This is a genomic window from Bacillus sp. FSL R12-0074 (assembly GCF_038005725.1).
Lineage (GTDB): Bacteria > Bacillota > Bacilli > Bacillales > Bacillaceae_G > Bacillus_A > Bacillus_A mycoides.
In genome coordinates, this window is the sequence record NZ_JBBOTR010000001.1 from 1,563,610 (window position 1) to 1,578,129 (window position 14,520).

19 protein-coding genes and 1 other RNA gene are annotated in these 14,520 nt (G+C 36.2%); 16 read left to right on the forward strand and 4 right to left on the reverse strand.

Annotation, left to right across the window (positions count from 1 at the left end):
- Positions 1-49 precede the first annotated feature (49 nt).
- The 6 genes from NSS97_RS08155 (at position 50) to NSS97_RS08180 (ending at position 3,951) form a co-directional block, all read left to right on the forward strand.
- Entirely contained in the window at positions 50-220 is a 171-nt protein-coding gene (locus NSS97_RS08155; RefSeq protein WP_002166065.1) for a YpmA family protein, read from the forward strand.
- A 7-nt stretch (positions 221-227) separates the two neighbouring features.
- Positions 228-731 (forward strand): cell wall elongation regulator TseB-like domain-containing protein, encoded by a 504-nt coding sequence (locus NSS97_RS08160; RefSeq protein ID WP_002030789.1) that lies wholly within the window; start codon positions 228-230, stop codon positions 729-731.
- An 18-nt stretch (positions 732-749) separates the two neighbouring features.
- Positions 750-1,937, forward strand: coding sequence for an aspartate transaminase AspB (gene aspB / locus NSS97_RS08165; RefSeq protein WP_341112117.1), 1,188 nt, complete (start codon positions 750-752; stop codon positions 1,935-1,937).
- A gap of 121 nt (positions 1,938-2,058) precedes the next feature.
- Positions 2,059-2,766: a DNA replication protein DnaD gene (gene dnaD / locus NSS97_RS08170; RefSeq protein ID WP_000728546.1), complete on the forward strand. Its 708-nt coding sequence runs from the start codon at positions 2,059-2,061 to the stop codon at positions 2,764-2,766.
- A 15-nt stretch (positions 2,767-2,781) separates the two neighbouring features.
- A complete protein-coding gene (gene nth, locus NSS97_RS08175; protein WP_000933020.1) occupies positions 2,782-3,429 on the forward strand; it encodes an endonuclease III in 648 nt (215 codons plus the stop codon).
- 3 nt (positions 3,430-3,432) lie between these two features.
- The gene (locus NSS97_RS08180; RefSeq protein ID WP_107886934.1) at positions 3,433-3,951 is read left to right on the forward strand and encodes a YpoC family protein; all 519 of its coding nucleotides are present in this window, start codon (positions 3,433-3,435) and stop codon (positions 3,949-3,951) included.
- A 23-nt stretch (positions 3,952-3,974) separates the two neighbouring features.
- On the opposite strand, the gene NSS97_RS08185 is transcribed toward NSS97_RS08180, so the two are convergent.
- Positions 3,975-6,716 carry a PBP1A family penicillin-binding protein gene (locus NSS97_RS08185; RefSeq protein WP_341112119.1) on the reverse strand — a complete coding sequence of 914 codons (2,742 nt, stop codon included), beginning with the start codon at positions 6,714-6,716 and terminating at the stop codon, positions 3,975-3,977.
- A 66-nt stretch (positions 6,717-6,782) separates the two neighbouring features.
- Positions 6,783-7,385, reverse strand: coding sequence for a Holliday junction resolvase RecU (recU, locus tag NSS97_RS08190; RefSeq protein ID WP_002030800.1), 603 nt, complete (start codon positions 7,383-7,385; stop codon positions 6,783-6,785).
- 103 nt (positions 7,386-7,488) lie between these two features.
- Here recU and NSS97_RS08195 point away from each other — a divergent pair, with 103 nt between their 5' ends.
- Positions 7,489-8,514, forward strand: coding sequence for a DUF2515 family protein (locus tag NSS97_RS08195; protein WP_107886932.1), 1,026 nt, complete (start codon positions 7,489-7,491; stop codon positions 8,512-8,514).
- A 343-nt stretch (positions 8,515-8,857) separates the two neighbouring features.
- Here the strand turns inward: NSS97_RS08195 and NSS97_RS08200 are convergent, their stop codons facing one another.
- Complete coding sequence (locus NSS97_RS08200; protein ID WP_307838389.1) at positions 8,858-9,004, reverse strand: phage portal protein; 147 nt, start codon at positions 9,002-9,004, stop codon at positions 8,858-8,860.
- A gap of 118 nt (positions 9,005-9,122) precedes the next feature.
- Here NSS97_RS08200 and NSS97_RS08205 point away from each other — a divergent pair, with 118 nt between their 5' ends.
- Together NSS97_RS08205 and NSS97_RS08210 are read left to right on the forward strand one after the other, a co-directional pair.
- Positions 9,123-9,365 carry a hypothetical protein gene (locus NSS97_RS08205; RefSeq protein WP_002011865.1) on the forward strand — a complete coding sequence of 81 codons (243 nt, stop codon included), beginning with the start codon at positions 9,123-9,125 and terminating at the stop codon, positions 9,363-9,365.
- A gap of 15 nt (positions 9,366-9,380) precedes the next feature.
- On the forward strand, positions 9,381-9,725 hold the full coding sequence (locus NSS97_RS08210; RefSeq protein WP_002011864.1) for a YppE family protein: 345 nt from the start codon (positions 9,381-9,383) through the stop codon (positions 9,723-9,725).
- 25 nt (positions 9,726-9,750) lie between these two features.
- Here the strand turns inward: NSS97_RS08210 and NSS97_RS08215 are convergent, their stop codons facing one another.
- Entirely contained in the window at positions 9,751-9,942 is a 192-nt protein-coding gene (locus tag NSS97_RS08215; RefSeq protein WP_002030817.1) for a YppF family protein, read from the reverse strand.
- 177 nt (positions 9,943-10,119) lie between these two features.
- Here NSS97_RS08215 and NSS97_RS08220 point away from each other — a divergent pair, with 177 nt between their 5' ends.
- From NSS97_RS08220 to NSS97_RS08250, 7 genes are all read left to right on the forward strand, one after another.
- Positions 10,120-10,758, forward strand: a complete 639-nt coding sequence (locus NSS97_RS08220; protein WP_107886931.1) for a YppG family protein — start codon at positions 10,120-10,122, stop codon at positions 10,756-10,758.
- Between the two features lie 156 nt (positions 10,759-10,914).
- Positions 10,915-11,313 carry a CotD family spore coat protein gene (locus NSS97_RS08225; protein ID WP_341112124.1) on the forward strand — a complete coding sequence of 133 codons (399 nt, stop codon included), beginning with the start codon at positions 10,915-10,917 and terminating at the stop codon, positions 11,311-11,313.
- Between the two features lie 56 nt (positions 11,314-11,369).
- Complete coding sequence (locus NSS97_RS08230) at positions 11,370-11,924, forward strand: DUF1273 domain-containing protein (RefSeq protein WP_002030808.1); 555 nt, start codon at positions 11,370-11,372, stop codon at positions 11,922-11,924.
- A gap of 97 nt (positions 11,925-12,021) precedes the next feature.
- Entirely contained in the window at positions 12,022-12,357 is a 336-nt protein-coding gene (gene gpsB, locus NSS97_RS08235) for a cell division regulator GpsB (RefSeq protein ID WP_000622426.1), read from the forward strand.
- Positions 12,358-12,444: 87 nt separating this feature from the next.
- Positions 12,445-12,836: RNase P RNA component class B (gene rnpB / locus NSS97_RS08240), an RNA gene on the forward strand.
- 180 nt (positions 12,837-13,016) lie between these two features.
- On the forward strand, positions 13,017-14,156 hold the full coding sequence (locus NSS97_RS08245; protein ID WP_002011868.1) for a THUMP domain-containing class I SAM-dependent RNA methyltransferase: 1,140 nt from the start codon (positions 13,017-13,019) through the stop codon (positions 14,154-14,156).
- Between the two features lie 61 nt (positions 14,157-14,217).
- The gene (locus tag NSS97_RS08250) at positions 14,218-14,400 is read left to right on the forward strand and encodes a DUF3921 domain-containing protein (protein ID WP_002126488.1); all 183 of its coding nucleotides are present in this window, start codon (positions 14,218-14,220) and stop codon (positions 14,398-14,400) included.
- Positions 14,401-14,520 lie beyond the last annotated feature (120 nt).

Consider the following 14,520-nt stretch of genomic DNA (forward strand, 5'->3'; position numbering starts at 1 on the left):
TTGCGTTCTTCTATAATTAGAAATTTTTGTGTAACGGAGGAGTTTTTTCATGGATAAGAAAATCGAAGTCCTATCAACGACGCGTATTAAATATTCGTCTGACTTGTATAAAATTGTTGATGGTTTGAATCGTACGTTAAAAGAGCAGGACCTCATGTTCGGATTAGCATTAGACGAAAAAGATAAAGAAATAGCTGTATTTACGATTTACAGAACGTAGTGATACAATGAAAAAGTGGATCTTTACAATCATTATCGTTATCGTTGCTAGCGGAATATATGGGGCATATGTTTATAATAAAGCGATGGAAAAGAAAATTCCAAAAGAGTCAAAGTCTGTAGAAATTGCGAAAGAAAAGGCAAAGCTTACAAAGGTAAATACCGTTGATTATTATAACGGAAAATCTTCATATACAGTCGTACAAGGTACAGATGAAAAAGGAGAACAACTTATCGTTTGGGTGCCTGAGAAAAAAGGGGAAACTATAGTAAGGAAAAAGAGCGAAGGTATTTCTGAAAAAGATGCTTTACAAAGAACGATTGAACAAGTCGGAGATGAAAGTAAAGAACCCAAAAGTAAGCCGAAAGAAATTTTAAAAGCAAAATTAGGCTTTGAAAATAATATACCATTATGGGAAGTTACATATATTGATGATGACAATCGTTATAGTTACTACTATCTTGAATTTAAAGATGGGAACTTTTTAAGACGATATAGCATTGAAAAATAGATGTAGGGGGAACTACAAATGAAATTAGCAAAGCGAGTAGCTGCTTTAACACCATCTGCAACTTTAGAAATTACAGCAAAGGCACAAGCATTAAAAGCAGAAGGTCATGATGTAATTGGATTAGGAGCAGGAGAACCTGACTTTAATACGCCAAAACATATTATGGATGCTGCGCATAAAGCGATGTTAGAAGGACATACGAAATATACACCAACAGGTGGATTACAAGCGTTAAAACAAGAAATTGTGAAGAAGTTTACTCGTGATCAAGGAATTGCGTATGATCCATCTGAAATTATTGTATGTAATGGTGCCAAGCATGCATTATATACATTATTCCAAGTGTTACTTGATGAAGGAGATGAAGTTATCATCCCAACTCCTTATTGGGTAAGTTATCCTGAGCAAGTAAAGCTTGCTGGTGGTAAGCCAGTTTATGTAGAAGGTCTAGAAGGCAATGAGTACAAAATTACAGCAAAGCAGCTGCGTGAGGCAATTACAGAGAAAACGAAAGCTGTTATTATTAATTCACCGAGCAATCCAACAGGGATGATTTACAGCAAAGAAGAATTACAACAGCTTGGAGAAGTATGTTTAGAGTATGATATCTTAATCGTTTCAGATGAGATTTATGAAAAATTAATTTATGGTGACGCGGAATATACTTCAATTGCCCAGCTTTCTAATGTATTAAAAGAACAAACACTTATTATTAATGGTGTATCTAAATCACATTCTATGACAGGTTGGCGTATTGGATATGCAGCAGGAAATAAGCAGCTTATTAAAGCGATGACGAACTTAGCGAGTCATAGTACGTCAAACCCTACTTCAATTGCTCAATACGGTGCAATTGCTGCATATGCAGGCTCACAAGAACCTGTAGAAACAATGCGTCAAGCGTTTGAAGAAAGATTGAACATTATTTATGATAAATTAATTCAAATTCCTGGTTTCACTTGCATTAAGCCACAAGGTGCTTTTTACTTATTCCCAAATGTAAAAGAAGCCGTAGCGTTAGCTGGGTATGATACAGTTGATGAGTGGGCAAAAGCATTATTAGAAGAAGAAAAGGTGGCTCTTGTTCCAGGTACAGGATTTGGTGCACCAAATAACGTTCGATTATCGTATGCGACATCTCTTGAGCAAGTTGAGAAAGCATTAGAACGAATTCATACGTTCATGAAAAGTAAAGTACAGGCTTAATCGTCTGTTTCTTGTAGTAAATGGCAAAAAACCTCCCTATATATAGGGAGGTTTTTTTGACGAATTGTGGCAAAAAGAAATGGCTAAAGGTGTGTTATACTAGAGAACGAGGTGTTTGGTGATGAAAAAGAAAATGATGTTACAATGGTTTGAACAGGGAAGCATAGCGATTCCTAAATTGCTTATGATGCATTATAAAAAGCTAGGTTTAAATGAGACGGAATTTATGGTAGTACTTCATGTACACACATTTTTAGAATCAGGTAATTCGTTCCCGACTCCTTCAGAGATTTCAGAACGGATGACGATAACAGAAATGAAATGCATGGAAGTGATTCAGACTTTAATCCAAAAAGGTTTTTTAGCACTAGAAGGTGGACGAAGATCTGAAGCGATGATGTGTGAAAGTTATTCTTTACAACCACTGTGGGAAAAAATATTGCACTTTTTAATGAATGAATCTATAGAGGAAGAGCAAAAAGAACAAAAACAAATTCAAGTAAATTTATATACAGTATTTGAAAAAGAATTCGGAAGACCACTTTCGCCATTTGAATGTGAAACATTAGGGATGTGGGAAGATCAAGATCAACACCATCCGAATTTAATTCAAGCGGCTCTTCGTGAAGCTGTTATGAGTGGTAAACTTAATTTCCGGTATATTGATCGTATTTTGTTTGAGTGGAAAAAGAACGGAATTAAAACGGTAGATCAAGCGCAAAATCAAGGCCAGAAATTTAGAGCGAATCAACAACGCACACAACAAACGACAAAACAAGAGACGAAATTTACTGGGAAAGTGCCTTTTTATAATTGGTTGGAGCAGTAGTGTAGGAGGAAAGATATGTTGAACAAAACGCAAATTCGTTATTGTTTAGATACAATGGCGGATATGTATCCAGAAGCGCATTGTGAATTAATTCATGATAATCCATTTGAACTTGTAATCGCAGTGGCATTATCTGCGCAATGTACAGATGCACTTGTGAATAAAGTGACGAAAAACTTATTTCAAAAATATAAAACACCAGAAGATTATTTAAGTGTGTCTTTAGAAGAATTACAACAAGATATACGTTCCATTGGATTGTTTAGAAATAAGGCGAAAAATATTCAAAAATTGTGCCGGATGTTACTAGATGATTATAACGGGAAAGTTCCAGAAGACCGTGATGAGCTGACGAAATTACCAGGAGTAGGGAGAAAGACAGCGAATGTAGTTGTTTCGGTAGCGTTTGGGATTCCAGCGATTGCTGTTGATACGCATGTAGAGAGAGTGAGTAAACGGTTAGCAATTTGTAGATGGAAAGATTCTGTGTTAGAAGTGGAAAAGACATTGATGAAGAAAATTCCAATGGATGAGTGGGGAGTTACACACCACCGTATGATTTTCTTCGGACGTTATTACTGTAAGGCGCAGCGACCACAATGTGAAGAGTGTCGATTACTAGAAATATGTCGCGAAGGAAAGAAACGAATGAAGGGGAAATAAAGGATGGAGCGAGTTATAGAAATACCGAAAGAGTTTCGGTGCGTACCATTTTTTAAAGAGAGTGCAAATTCGATTAGGTATCACACAGACCAATCTTTTGAAGAGATAATACAAAATACTTACTTTATATTTGATATTGAAAGAAAATATGAGCCATGGAATGAAATTGAAACAAGTATTCCAGCGGTGTTAAATATATGGAAAAGCAGGCATGAAGAAATTGCTACACTATTTCGAAACCGAAAAAAACAAGAAGCTGAGGGTCCGATGATTCTTTTTGCAGCACACTTGCTATCGATTGTATATTGGCTAAATGAGAAGCCTGTTCATAGTTTGTATGAGATACAAGTAAATACGAATGAATTGGAAGCACAACCTGTTAATTTTATAGAACGATACTCATTTATTATAAAGAAACCGAGTAATTATCATTCGTATATTCAATTAGCACAGTTGTATATTGAAATAGAAAAGCTACATGTTAAGAAAATGATAAAAAAAAAGAAGTCCTTTTCTCGTTAAGAGTAAGGACTTCTTTTTTTTTATTAAGACTCTGATGTAACAACATCTCCGTCTGCGTGAGGTGTATCTCCTCCGGTATTCTGTTGGTGCTGCTCTTCTTCAGCTTTTTTTCTAGCTTCTTCTTCAGCTTTTTTCTTAGCTTCTTCTTCAGCCTTCTTCTTAGCCTCTTCTTCAGCAGCTTTCTTTTGAGCTTCTTCTTGCTGTTTACGTTGTTGTTCTTGTTGCTGTTGTTGTTGTTGCTGTTGTTGTTGCTGTTGTTGCTGTTGTTGTTGTTGCTGTTGCTGTTGTTGCTGTTGTTGCTGTTGCTGTTGTTGCTGTTGTTGCTGTTGTTGCTGTTGTTGCTTACGCTGATCTTCTTCAGCTTTTTTTGTAGCTTCTTCTTGTTTTAGTTTATCTTCATTGGCCTTTTTCAGGGCCTCTTCGTCAGCCTTCTTCTTAGCCTCTTCGTCAGCTTTTTTCGCATCTGGAGTTCCGCCAGGGGCAGTGAAGGATGCACCAACTGCAGGGCTTGTTCCAGTACCCTTTTTCGCTACTACAGAGAAACTGTAAGTAACACCTGGTTTAATACCACCAAGAGTAGCTGTCGTACCGCTTACTGATAAGCTACCACTAGAACCGTCAGTAGCTTTATAGCTTGCTGCGTATGCATCAACATCTGATGATGGTCCAGACCAGTTCAGTGTCACTGTGCTAGCGCCATCGAAAGCGACATTAAGGCCACTAGGTGGATCTACTTTAATTTGTTTAACTGCATCTTTTTTCGCACCTTTTACGTACAATTCTCCGTTTATTTCTTGAACAGAAGAAGGACGTTCGAAACGAGATTTATCTGTAGCGAATTTGCTCATCATTACTTGGAACATTTGTTGTGCAATTTTAGTATAACGATCGCTAATGTAATTTTCTGGACCATTCTTTTCGTAACCAGTCCACACAGCCATCGTATATTGTGGTGTATATCCAGCGAACCAGCTATCTCTGTTCGCATCAGCTGGGATGCCATATTTTTTTATATCTTTTGCATCAAAGTTTTGTGTTCCTGTTTTACCAGCAACGTCGAATCCAGAAACATATGCTGTTGGACCTGTACCGCCAGAACCAGGTTTTACTACGTCACGAAGAACGTCAGTGACCATGTAAGCTGTATAGTCATGCATTGCGCGTTGTTCTTTCGGTTTAAAGCTTTTCTTTTTTCCATCTGGGAAAATAACTTCTTTAACGAAATGGGGTTTATTGTATACACCGTCATTTCCAAATGCTGCATAAGCTCCAGCGACATCTAACGGAGAGCCTTCATTACTACCGATTGCAGTAGATTCATATGCTTTCCCATCTTTAAACGTCATTCCTAAACCTTCAGCAAACTCTTGTGCCTTAGGAATACCGACTGTTTGAGCTGTTTTTAAAGCCGGGATGTTTAATGACTTCTTCAATGCTTCACGAAGTGAAACGTCACCTTTAAAATTACCCGTAGCATTTTTAATCTTTGTGCCATCAGAGTAAGTATATTCAGAGTCATTTAATTGATGATAAGTAGACCATTGAAGGTTTTCAATTGCAGGACCATAGTCGAAAATTGGTTTCATTGTTGAACCAACTTGGCGTTTTAAATCAACTGCCATATTATGACCTTTGAAAGTAGATTTACTTTCTTTACGACCAGCGCCGATTGCTCGAACTTCTCCAGACTGAGTATCCATAAATACGAATGATCCTTGGAATTGATCGTTTGGATACTTGATGAGATTCCCATCCATAATTTTCTCAGCGTAATCTTGAGCATCTTGATCAAGTGTTGTATGAATCGTTAAACCATCTGAACCGATATTTACATCAGGGTATTCTTTTTCAACTTCCTTTACAGCAGCATCTATAAATGCTTGATACTTCATTTCAGTCACTTCTGAAGATGGAAGAAGTCCTTGTGTTACAGAGATTTGCATTGCATCATTCATTTCTTGTTTCGTTATATACCCGTGTCGGTTCATTAATGTTAATACGATATTACGACGTTTCGTTGCTCTATCAACGTTATCTGGTTTTGTTGGATCATAAATGTTAGGACCTTGGGGTAAACCAGCGAGCATAGCAGCTTCGTGTAGTTGTATGTCTTTTAAATCTTTGCCGTAATATTTTTTGGCAGCTGTTGAAATACCATAAGAGCGATTACCTAAGTTAATCTTATTTAAGTACATTTCTAAAATTTCATGTTTTGAGTACTGTTGCTCTAACTTATAAGATAAGTACCATTCCTGCACTTTTCTTTTTGCAGTTTTGTCCATCGTTAGAAAATAGTTTTTAACTACTTGCTGTGTAATCGTACTACCACCTTGTGATCCAAAACCACCAGTGACATTTTCCATGACTGCCATTCCAGTACGTCTAAAATCAATTCCATTATGATCGTAGAAACGAGCATCCTCAGTCGCAAGGAATGCACTTTCAATTACTTTTGGAATTTGATCGTATGTAACATGGGTTCGTTTTTCAGCACCGTATTCATAGAAGAAATTCCCGTTTTTATCAAGGAATTTTGTTGATAAAGGATTGACAAGTTTTGATTTGTCTAATTTCGGAGCGTCCTTTACCATAACAAAGAAAGCCGAAACGCCAGCTACGAGGCCGACGATACCAAGAAGTAGACAACCTATAAGGAATTTCTTGAAAAAGGAACCTTTTTTCTTTGGCTTTTCTTCTTTATGAGTTTCTTTCGTTTGATTTTTTACATGATTTCGTTCTGTACGAGAACGATAATTATCTGACATTATACTTTCTCCTACCTTTCATTCTCTCCCCCAAAAGTCGAAAAAAGAGCCTTAGTGATGACTCTATCACGAAAAATAAACCGTGTCTAGTACGCGGATATAATCAATTCGAGGGTGATAACCGCATGATAATAAAGACCCATGCTCTTCTATTTCTTGTTTAGTAATCGATTTACGTCCACCAGTATTTTGACGATTCCAAAATGCAATAATATGTTTTGCATCTAATAAATAAAATTCATCAAAAAGTGTAAATTTAATAATAACAAATGCAATTCCATTATGAGCGACTACTTGCTTCATATGTTCAATTTGATGAAGGTGGAAGTTTTGAAGTGGAAAACTGGTTTTATTTTTAGTTTCTTTCGCTTCAAAATCGATGTATTTCCCTTTGTATACACCGTTGTAATCTGTTGTAGAAGGTTGTTTGAAATACGCTTCTTTTACCACTGCAGCACTTCGAGCGGGGTAATCTACTTTTACAATTTGAAGAGGTGTAGGTTTTTTATGTACGCATGCAATATTATGGGTTAAGTAATATTGATTGGTGTCATTCAATTCCTCTTCAAGGGACATACCTCTATTACTGTAAGTATGTTTTTTTATTGGTGTTTTATGAGGTTGTGAAGCTTGATCGTACCTTTTTCCATTTGGGTAACGAATGGTCATATTTTGTCCACTCCCAACTTGATAAGATTTACTTACAAAGGTGATTATATCAAAAAATGAAAAAAGATGTGACCTTTTTCAAGAAAGGTATGGTGACTTATTCATGTTTCGATGGAATGATTACGAAAAAATTAAACAGACCCGTAATGATATTTTTTGTACAGAAGAGGAAAAAGCTATAGTTCTTAATATTAAGGAGAGCACGGATGTAGCTAACGTAGATAATATTTCACGTACACAATCTTACCAAGAATATTATTTGAGAAATAGAGAAATTAGATGGTCTTTTTTAGCAAGCATGGTTTCAAGGAATGGGGGATGGAACATGACAGATTTAGAAGGAGAATATTATTCTAATCTTTTATCTCAAACAGTTAAGAGACGATTATTTCATTTGTATGAGAAAGCCAATTGGCTCATTTTTTTAGATGCATTTCCTCAACTATTACTGTATGAGGAAAGTAAAAAGAGATGTGCGCCGCTCTTTCATTTGTTACAATTTTTCAACATATCAATTTTTATGGAAAAAGAATGGGGCGCGTTTTGGGAGAAAAAAGATATAAATAGGCTTATGACGGCACTTATTATTAATGAACAAAATAAAATTCAAAAACCAGTAATTGAGAATGCATACTTTCAAAAACATGTATTTGATACTGCACTATTCAAATTTCAAGAAATATTTCACGTTAGTGCAGTTATTTTTCCAACGGTGGAAGGGGGAATGTATGGATTTTCAGTTTATCAATTTGAAACGTTGCAAAAACGTATAGAACTGGGGAAACAATTAGCTTGGTTATTATTTCATTCAAAGTATAAGGCTTCTTTTTATAAATTTGCAGTGCAAACTAGGCATACAGGATCAAGGATGGATTATGAATGTAATATAAGGGGAATTAGAAAATCATGTACGCCGGCTCTTCGGGATGTGTATTCTATTGTCACTCATGAAAAATTAATTGAAAAAGATTGGTTTAGTGAAGGGGTGGAAATAGATTCATTATTTTTACTTGAAAAACCTAAGGGGGAAATTAATATAACAGAATGGTATAGAAAGAAGAGGGAGCAAATACATACTCTTTCTATATTAAGTAGTTTTGTTAAAAGAATAGATGAGTTCATGATATAATAAAGAAGTCCCGCCTTCTTAAATGAAGGCGGGACTTCTTTATTAAAAGTAATATGCTCTACAACAAGTTACTTTCTAATCGGCTATTTGCCAGCAGTACGACTTTAACTTCAACACTTATCGAAAGCGAAGAGGTAAGGTAGACTAGAAAATAGTTGTTTGTAAAAGCCACTTTGGTTAAAGTGTCTTTTTATCCCGCTATTTGCGGACAGTAAAACTCCCACCTCAAAATTTGGCTGGAGCAAAGAATGTAGGTGGAAGCCCTGCTGTCCGTAAACACCCGATTGGTGCGGGCTAATAATCAGTGGGGGATGAACAAAACCCCACTGATTAAAGTTTCACTTTATGTAGCGGGGAAATTTGGACCATCAAGCTTTGGATTACCAGTCTCAGGTTTGTTTTGTTGTTTGTTTTGCTTTTTCTTTTTTTCGTTTTTATTTTTTGTCATCGTAATACACCTCCTTTTTGTATTGTTACCATTTCTAAAAATGGCATACTAAATGATTTCTTTGACGAATATCAACTAGTTTTGTCATGTGAGAAGGAGTAATTAATCAATCGGCGAAATTACATGACAAAGGAAAGGCAAAGAAGGGGGCGTTTTAAATATGGCGATGGTTCAGAAGGAAGATGTTATGAAAAAAATGGATCAAATGTTAAGTTCTCTCGATTTGCTGGAAATGAAGATTGGGATTAGAATGAATCATGCATTGAAGGATAAAGGTGAAAAAATATGCAATAAGATAGAAATAACAGAAATGCATATAGAACATATGGAAAATAAATTAGTGCATCACGAAGAAAAAGGGAGCTGGGTAAAGACATTTCAAAACGTCGTAGTGAGTGCATAATAAGGTGGGAACAAAATGGGACATGAAGCATTAATCCAGTCTTCGGAGAAGTTAATGCAGTATAATGATGAAGCGAATGTGAAAAAAAGAGAGATGGCTGAATATGATTTTTATAAGGATATGAAGCCATTTGTTGATATTGTAGATGCGGAGTTAGAGATGTGGAAAGAATTAGCTTATAGGTGGATAAAGGAAGAACGACCTAAGTATATACATGTACAACAAATTGATCAAGTGTATGATAATTTACAAACTAATGTGCTACAATGTTTTGTTAATAAGGGAAAAGGCAAACGTTTCTTTGAAACTCATCAAGCTATTTCGTACACTTTGCAAAATATCGTAGATCAATGTAAATAACAAGAGGGAAAACCCTCTTGTTTTTTTATGCCTCTGTCACTGTTGTAGGTTTTGTTGCACCGTTTATTTCTAACTCTCGTATTAATGTTCGGTAATCTGATATGCATACTTTTCCTTCAAGATAACAATGTCTTGCAAAGTCTAACAGTTCATTCGAATTTTCTGTGTAATACCCCTTTTTTTGAGAAAACGCTTGTTTTAAATCCCCTAATACCATGTTGATTCCTCCCCCATGAGAATCTTCTTCCTTATTATCATAGCATGGAAGGGTTTACTTTCTAATTTTTTTAAAAATTTAAACTTCCGACAAAAACAGACAGGTACTCCGTCACACATTTTATTTTATAGGTACATATTCTATATGTAGAAACTTATGCCAAGGAGGAGAGAATGCATGTTTCAACAACCTAATGTATATCAGCAAGCAAATCCATATGCACAGCAAAATATGTACCAATATAATGAGGATACATATTTACGATATAATATGTATCCTTTCGAGCCTCATTATGGAAACCAAAATTATTATCAACCATTTGAAGTGTCGTTTGGGAATCAACCGCAGCAAGCGCATATGAATCAGCCGCAACAAGCATATACGAATCAACCACAGCAAGCGCATATGAATCAACCGCAACAACCGCACATGAATCAGTCGCAACAAGCGTATATGAATCAACCGCAACAACCGCACATGGATCAGTCGCAACAACCGCATATGAATCAGCCGCAGCCAATGTATACGAATCAACCACAGCAAGCGTATATGAATTCACAAAACTACATGTCGCCAGCTCAATATGTAAATCAACAAGCTATGTTTTATCCACCAAAACAACCATATCCAACGATGAATAAACAAAAGCAACAGCAACAGCAACCAAGTCAGTTTTCTAGTTTTGTTTCACAATTTAAATCATCAGATGGTAACTACGATGTAAATAAAATGATGAACACGGCTGGACAAATGATGAACGCGATGAATCAAGTAACAGGGATTGTTAAGCAAGTCGGGGGCTTTTTTGGTAAATAATAGTAGGGGGTTGTCTATAATAGGTATTACGTATGAAATTGGATACTAGACAAATTTCCATGAAATAAATGGGTATATATAACAAGCGGCTTTAGCCCCTCGCTCATATTGTAAAGTGTAGTCAGATTTTTTTAATGAGAGAGGAGAGAAAAAACTATGCATCATTGTCATCCTTGCTTTGGAGGGCATAAGCCTGTAGGACCTATTTGTACGACAGCGCCTGTCATTCACCCAACGAAACAATGCGTAACACATTCTTTTTCAACAACGGTGGTGCCACACATTTTTCCAACTCATACAACGCATGTTCATCATCAACAAATTAAAAATCAAAACTTCTTCCCACAAACAAACTCGAACGTAAACGTTGTAGATCCTGGTGATCCAGGATTCGGCGGAGGATGTGGACCATGCGGTCATGGCCATCATCACCATGGGCATCAAATATCACCATATGGACCAGGACCGAATGTATCACCATATGGACCAGGACCGAATGTATCACCATTTGGACCAAATATCGGACCAAACGTTGGTGGAATGTTTAAAAAGTAAATGATATGTTAGAACTAGCGAAATGCTAGTTCTTTTTTTGTAATTGGAGTGTTGATATGAAGGTTGTTGCTGTAACAGGATATAAGCCGTTTGAACTTGGAATATTTAAAAATGATCATCCAGGAGTAGAGTGTATAAAAAAGGCGCTGCGTCGTAAATTAACTGTTTTTGTAGAAGAAGGTTTGGAGTGGGTTATTATAAGTGGTCAGTTAGGAGTAGAGCTATGGGCTGCTGAAGTTGTTTTTGAAATTCAAGTAGAATATCCAAATTTAAAATTAGCTGTATTTACTCCTTTTTTAGAACAAGAGGAAAATTGGAAGGAAGATAACCGTGAATATTACGAATTTATTCTTTCACAAGCAGATCACATTGATAGTATTACGAAACGGAAGTACGAAAGCCCAGAGCAATTTAAATTAAAGAATCAATTTTTTATTGAAAAAAGCGATGCACTTTTAGCTGTATATGACGAAGAAAAGTCTGGGAGCCCTAAATATATTGTAGAAGCAGCTAAGAAAAAAGGAGAAATAGAAAATTATCACAGTTATTTCATTCTTTTTTCTGATTTACAAGATATAATGGAAGAGGAACAGTGGAATAATGCAGAGTAATATGTAATATAGTACTCGTATATTTGATTGACAAAAGGCGTTGTTTCTGAAAAAATTTAGTTAATGAAAGCTTTGGCAAAAATTTGAGGTGAAGAAAATGATTTCGGATAAAATTAAATTAACAGCGAAAGATATTTTAGAAAAAGAATTTAAAACAGGTATGAGAGGTTATCAACAAGAAGAAGTAGATAAGTTTCTTGATATGATTATTAAAGATTATGAAGCTTTTCATAAGGAATTTGATCAATTAAAACAACAAAATGCTCGTTTGAAACGTGAATTAGAAGAACAAAAAGTAGCGGCAACACAAGTTCCGCAACAACCGGTACAAACACCAGTTGCACAACCAGTGTATAACAATACGAATACGGATATTTTAAAACGTCTATCTAATTTAGAAAAAGCTGTATTTGGAAGTAAGTTATACGAATAAATTAAGGTAACAAAAAGGTTAAAGCATTTTACATAGAAAAAAACATTGCAAAATCTTTTTGTTTCCACTATACTAATGTTTGTCATAACGTTTGGGTAATCGCTGCAACGCCAACGTTGTAGAGGAAAGTCCATGCTCGCACGGCCTGAGATGGCTGTAGTGTTCGTGCCTAGCCAAGTCATAAGCTAGGGTATTCTGGCTGCAAGGCTGGTTTAACGGCAGGGAAAAAACCTAAGTCCTTTCGGATATGGTTTGACTACCTTTAAAGTGCCACAGTGACGAAGTCCTTGAAGAAATGATAGGAGTGGAACGAGGTAAACCCCACGAGCGAGAAACCCAAATAATGGTAGGGGAATCTTTTCCAAGGAAATGAACGACGGAAAAGGACAGGTTTTCGTAACCTGTAGATAGATGATTACCACCGGAGTACGAGGCGTGGGCCGTTTGCAGTACAAAGGAACAGAACATGGCTTACAGAACGTTATGAACCAACTATGAAATAACTCAGCTCTCCTTTGTTAGAGGAGGGCTTTTTATTTGTATGAAGTTATAAGTTGTGAGTTAAAATGGTAAGTGAGAATATTCTTCGTAATATGTGATAATTAATAGAACAACATGTTATTAATTATTGTTTGATTATACATAAGAGGTGAATGCAAATGGGAAAAGTTACTTTAATTGCAACAGCGGCAATGGGTATTGAAGCGTTAGTTGCCCGAGAAGTTCGCGATCTTGGTTATGAATGTGAAGTGGAAAACGGAAAGGTAACGTTTGAAGCGGATGAAAAAGCGATTTGTCGTACGAATTTATGGTTACGTACTGCAGACCGTGTGAAAATTAAAGTCGGTGAATTTAAAGCAACAACATTCGATGAGTTATTTGAAAAAACAAAAGCGTTAAACTGGGGAGATTATATTCCAGAGAATGGAGAATTTCCTGTTATTGGGAAATCTTTGAAATCAACATTATTTAGCGTTTCAGACTGCCAACGTATCGTTAAAAAGGCTGTTGTTGAGAAATTAAAAACAACGTATAGACGCACAACTTGGTTTGAAGAAGATGGACCGTTATTCCGTATTGAAATTGCAATGCTCAAGGATATTGCGACGTTAACAATCGATGCGAGTGGTGTAGGTCTTCATAAACGTGGATACCGTCTTGAGCAAGGTGAAGCGCCTTTAAAAGAAACATTAGCTGCTTCTTTAATTAAGTTAACAAACTGGAAGGCGGATCGTCCTTTCGTTGATCCTTTCTGTGGATCTGGTACAATTCCAATTGAAGCTGCATTAATTGGACAAAATATCGCACCAGGATTTAACCGAGGCTTTGCATCGGATGAATGGGGCTGGGTTGGTAAACAAAATTGGCGCGAAGCTCGTCAAGAAGCTGAAGATTTAGCTAATTATAATCAACCATTGCAAATCATTGGATCAGATATCGATCACCGTATGATAAGAGTTGCCCAAGATAACGCAGAAGAAGTTGGATTAGGGGATCTTATATCATTTAAACAAATGCAAGTAAAAGATTTCACGACAAAAGAGGAATATGGCTATGTTGTAACGAATCCTCCATACGGAGAACGTTTAAGTGAAAGAGCGCTTGTTGAAAAATTATATAAAGAAATGGGAGAGGTATTCCGCCCATTAGATACGTGGTCAATGTATTTATTAACAAGTTATGAAGCATTTGAGAAATGTTATGGGAAAGATGCATCGAAAAAGCGTAAACTGTTTAACGGATTTATCCGTACAGATTACTATCAATACTTCGGAAAGCGTCCACCGCGTAATTCATAGTATAAAACTCCTCTAGCACGCATATACTGGCTATTATGTAATGCGTAAAGGAGGAAGTGATATGGATAGTTTCCAATTATCGATGATTCAAAAAGCTATTCACCGTACGTATGATGAGCTCGGAAAAGAAGTGGATAGTCAAGGTGCAATTGTAGATGGAATACAAAAAGCGCAGGAAGAATATTTGTCAGCTCTTTCACATGAAACAGCGATTGATAAACGTTATTTAAGGTCATTAATATAGAAAAAAATTTTCCTTTTTCGAAAGGAAAATTTTTTTTCGTGTATTTCTATGTATTGTAACAGGGGAAAGTGGCTGCGCACATGTGAGTAGCAGTTGCTATATCTTTTTATAGAAAAACTG

Bases quoted from the DNA above. Each gene is read 5' to 3' on its own strand.
- NSS97_RS08155 (WP_002166065.1), top strand. From the start codon at position 50: ATGGATAAGAAAATCGAAGTCCTATCAACGACGCGTATTAAATATTCG.
- NSS97_RS08160 (WP_002030789.1), top strand. From the start codon at position 228: ATGAAAAAGTGGATCTTTACAATCATTATCGTTATCGTTGCTAGCGGA.
- aspB (WP_341112117.1), top strand. From the start codon at position 750: ATGAAATTAGCAAAGCGAGTAGCTGCTTTAACACCATCTGCAACTTTA.
- dnaD (WP_000728546.1), top strand. From the start codon at position 2,059: ATGAAAAAGAAAATGATGTTACAATGGTTTGAACAGGGAAGCATAGCG.
- nth (WP_000933020.1), top strand. From the start codon at position 2,782: ATGTTGAACAAAACGCAAATTCGTTATTGTTTAGATACAATGGCGGAT.
- NSS97_RS08180 (WP_107886934.1), top strand. From the start codon at position 3,433: ATGGAGCGAGTTATAGAAATACCGAAAGAGTTTCGGTGCGTACCATTT.
- NSS97_RS08185 (WP_341112119.1), bottom strand. From the start codon at position 6,716: ATGTCAGATAATTATCGTTCTCGTACAGAACGAAATCATGTAAAAAAT.
- recU (WP_002030800.1), bottom strand. From the start codon at position 7,385: ATGACCATTCGTTACCCAAATGGAAAAAGGTACGATCAAGCTTCACAA.
- NSS97_RS08195 (WP_107886932.1), top strand. From the start codon at position 7,489: ATGTTTCGATGGAATGATTACGAAAAAATTAAACAGACCCGTAATGAT.
- NSS97_RS08205 (WP_002011865.1), top strand. From the start codon at position 9,123: ATGGCGATGGTTCAGAAGGAAGATGTTATGAAAAAAATGGATCAAATG.
- NSS97_RS08210 (WP_002011864.1), top strand. From the start codon at position 9,381: ATGGGACATGAAGCATTAATCCAGTCTTCGGAGAAGTTAATGCAGTAT.
- NSS97_RS08215 (WP_002030817.1), bottom strand. From the start codon at position 9,942: ATGGTATTAGGGGATTTAAAACAAGCGTTTTCTCAAAAAAAGGGGTAT.
- NSS97_RS08220 (WP_107886931.1), top strand. From the start codon at position 10,120: ATGTTTCAACAACCTAATGTATATCAGCAAGCAAATCCATATGCACAG.
- NSS97_RS08225 (WP_341112124.1), top strand. From the start codon at position 10,915: ATGCATCATTGTCATCCTTGCTTTGGAGGGCATAAGCCTGTAGGACCT.
- NSS97_RS08230 (WP_002030808.1), top strand. From the start codon at position 11,370: ATGAAGGTTGTTGCTGTAACAGGATATAAGCCGTTTGAACTTGGAATA.
- gpsB (WP_000622426.1), top strand. From the start codon at position 12,022: ATGATTTCGGATAAAATTAAATTAACAGCGAAAGATATTTTAGAAAAA.
- NSS97_RS08245 (WP_002011868.1), top strand. From the start codon at position 13,017: ATGGGAAAAGTTACTTTAATTGCAACAGCGGCAATGGGTATTGAAGCG.
- NSS97_RS08250 (WP_002126488.1), top strand. From the start codon at position 14,218: ATGGATAGTTTCCAATTATCGATGATTCAAAAAGCTATTCACCGTACG.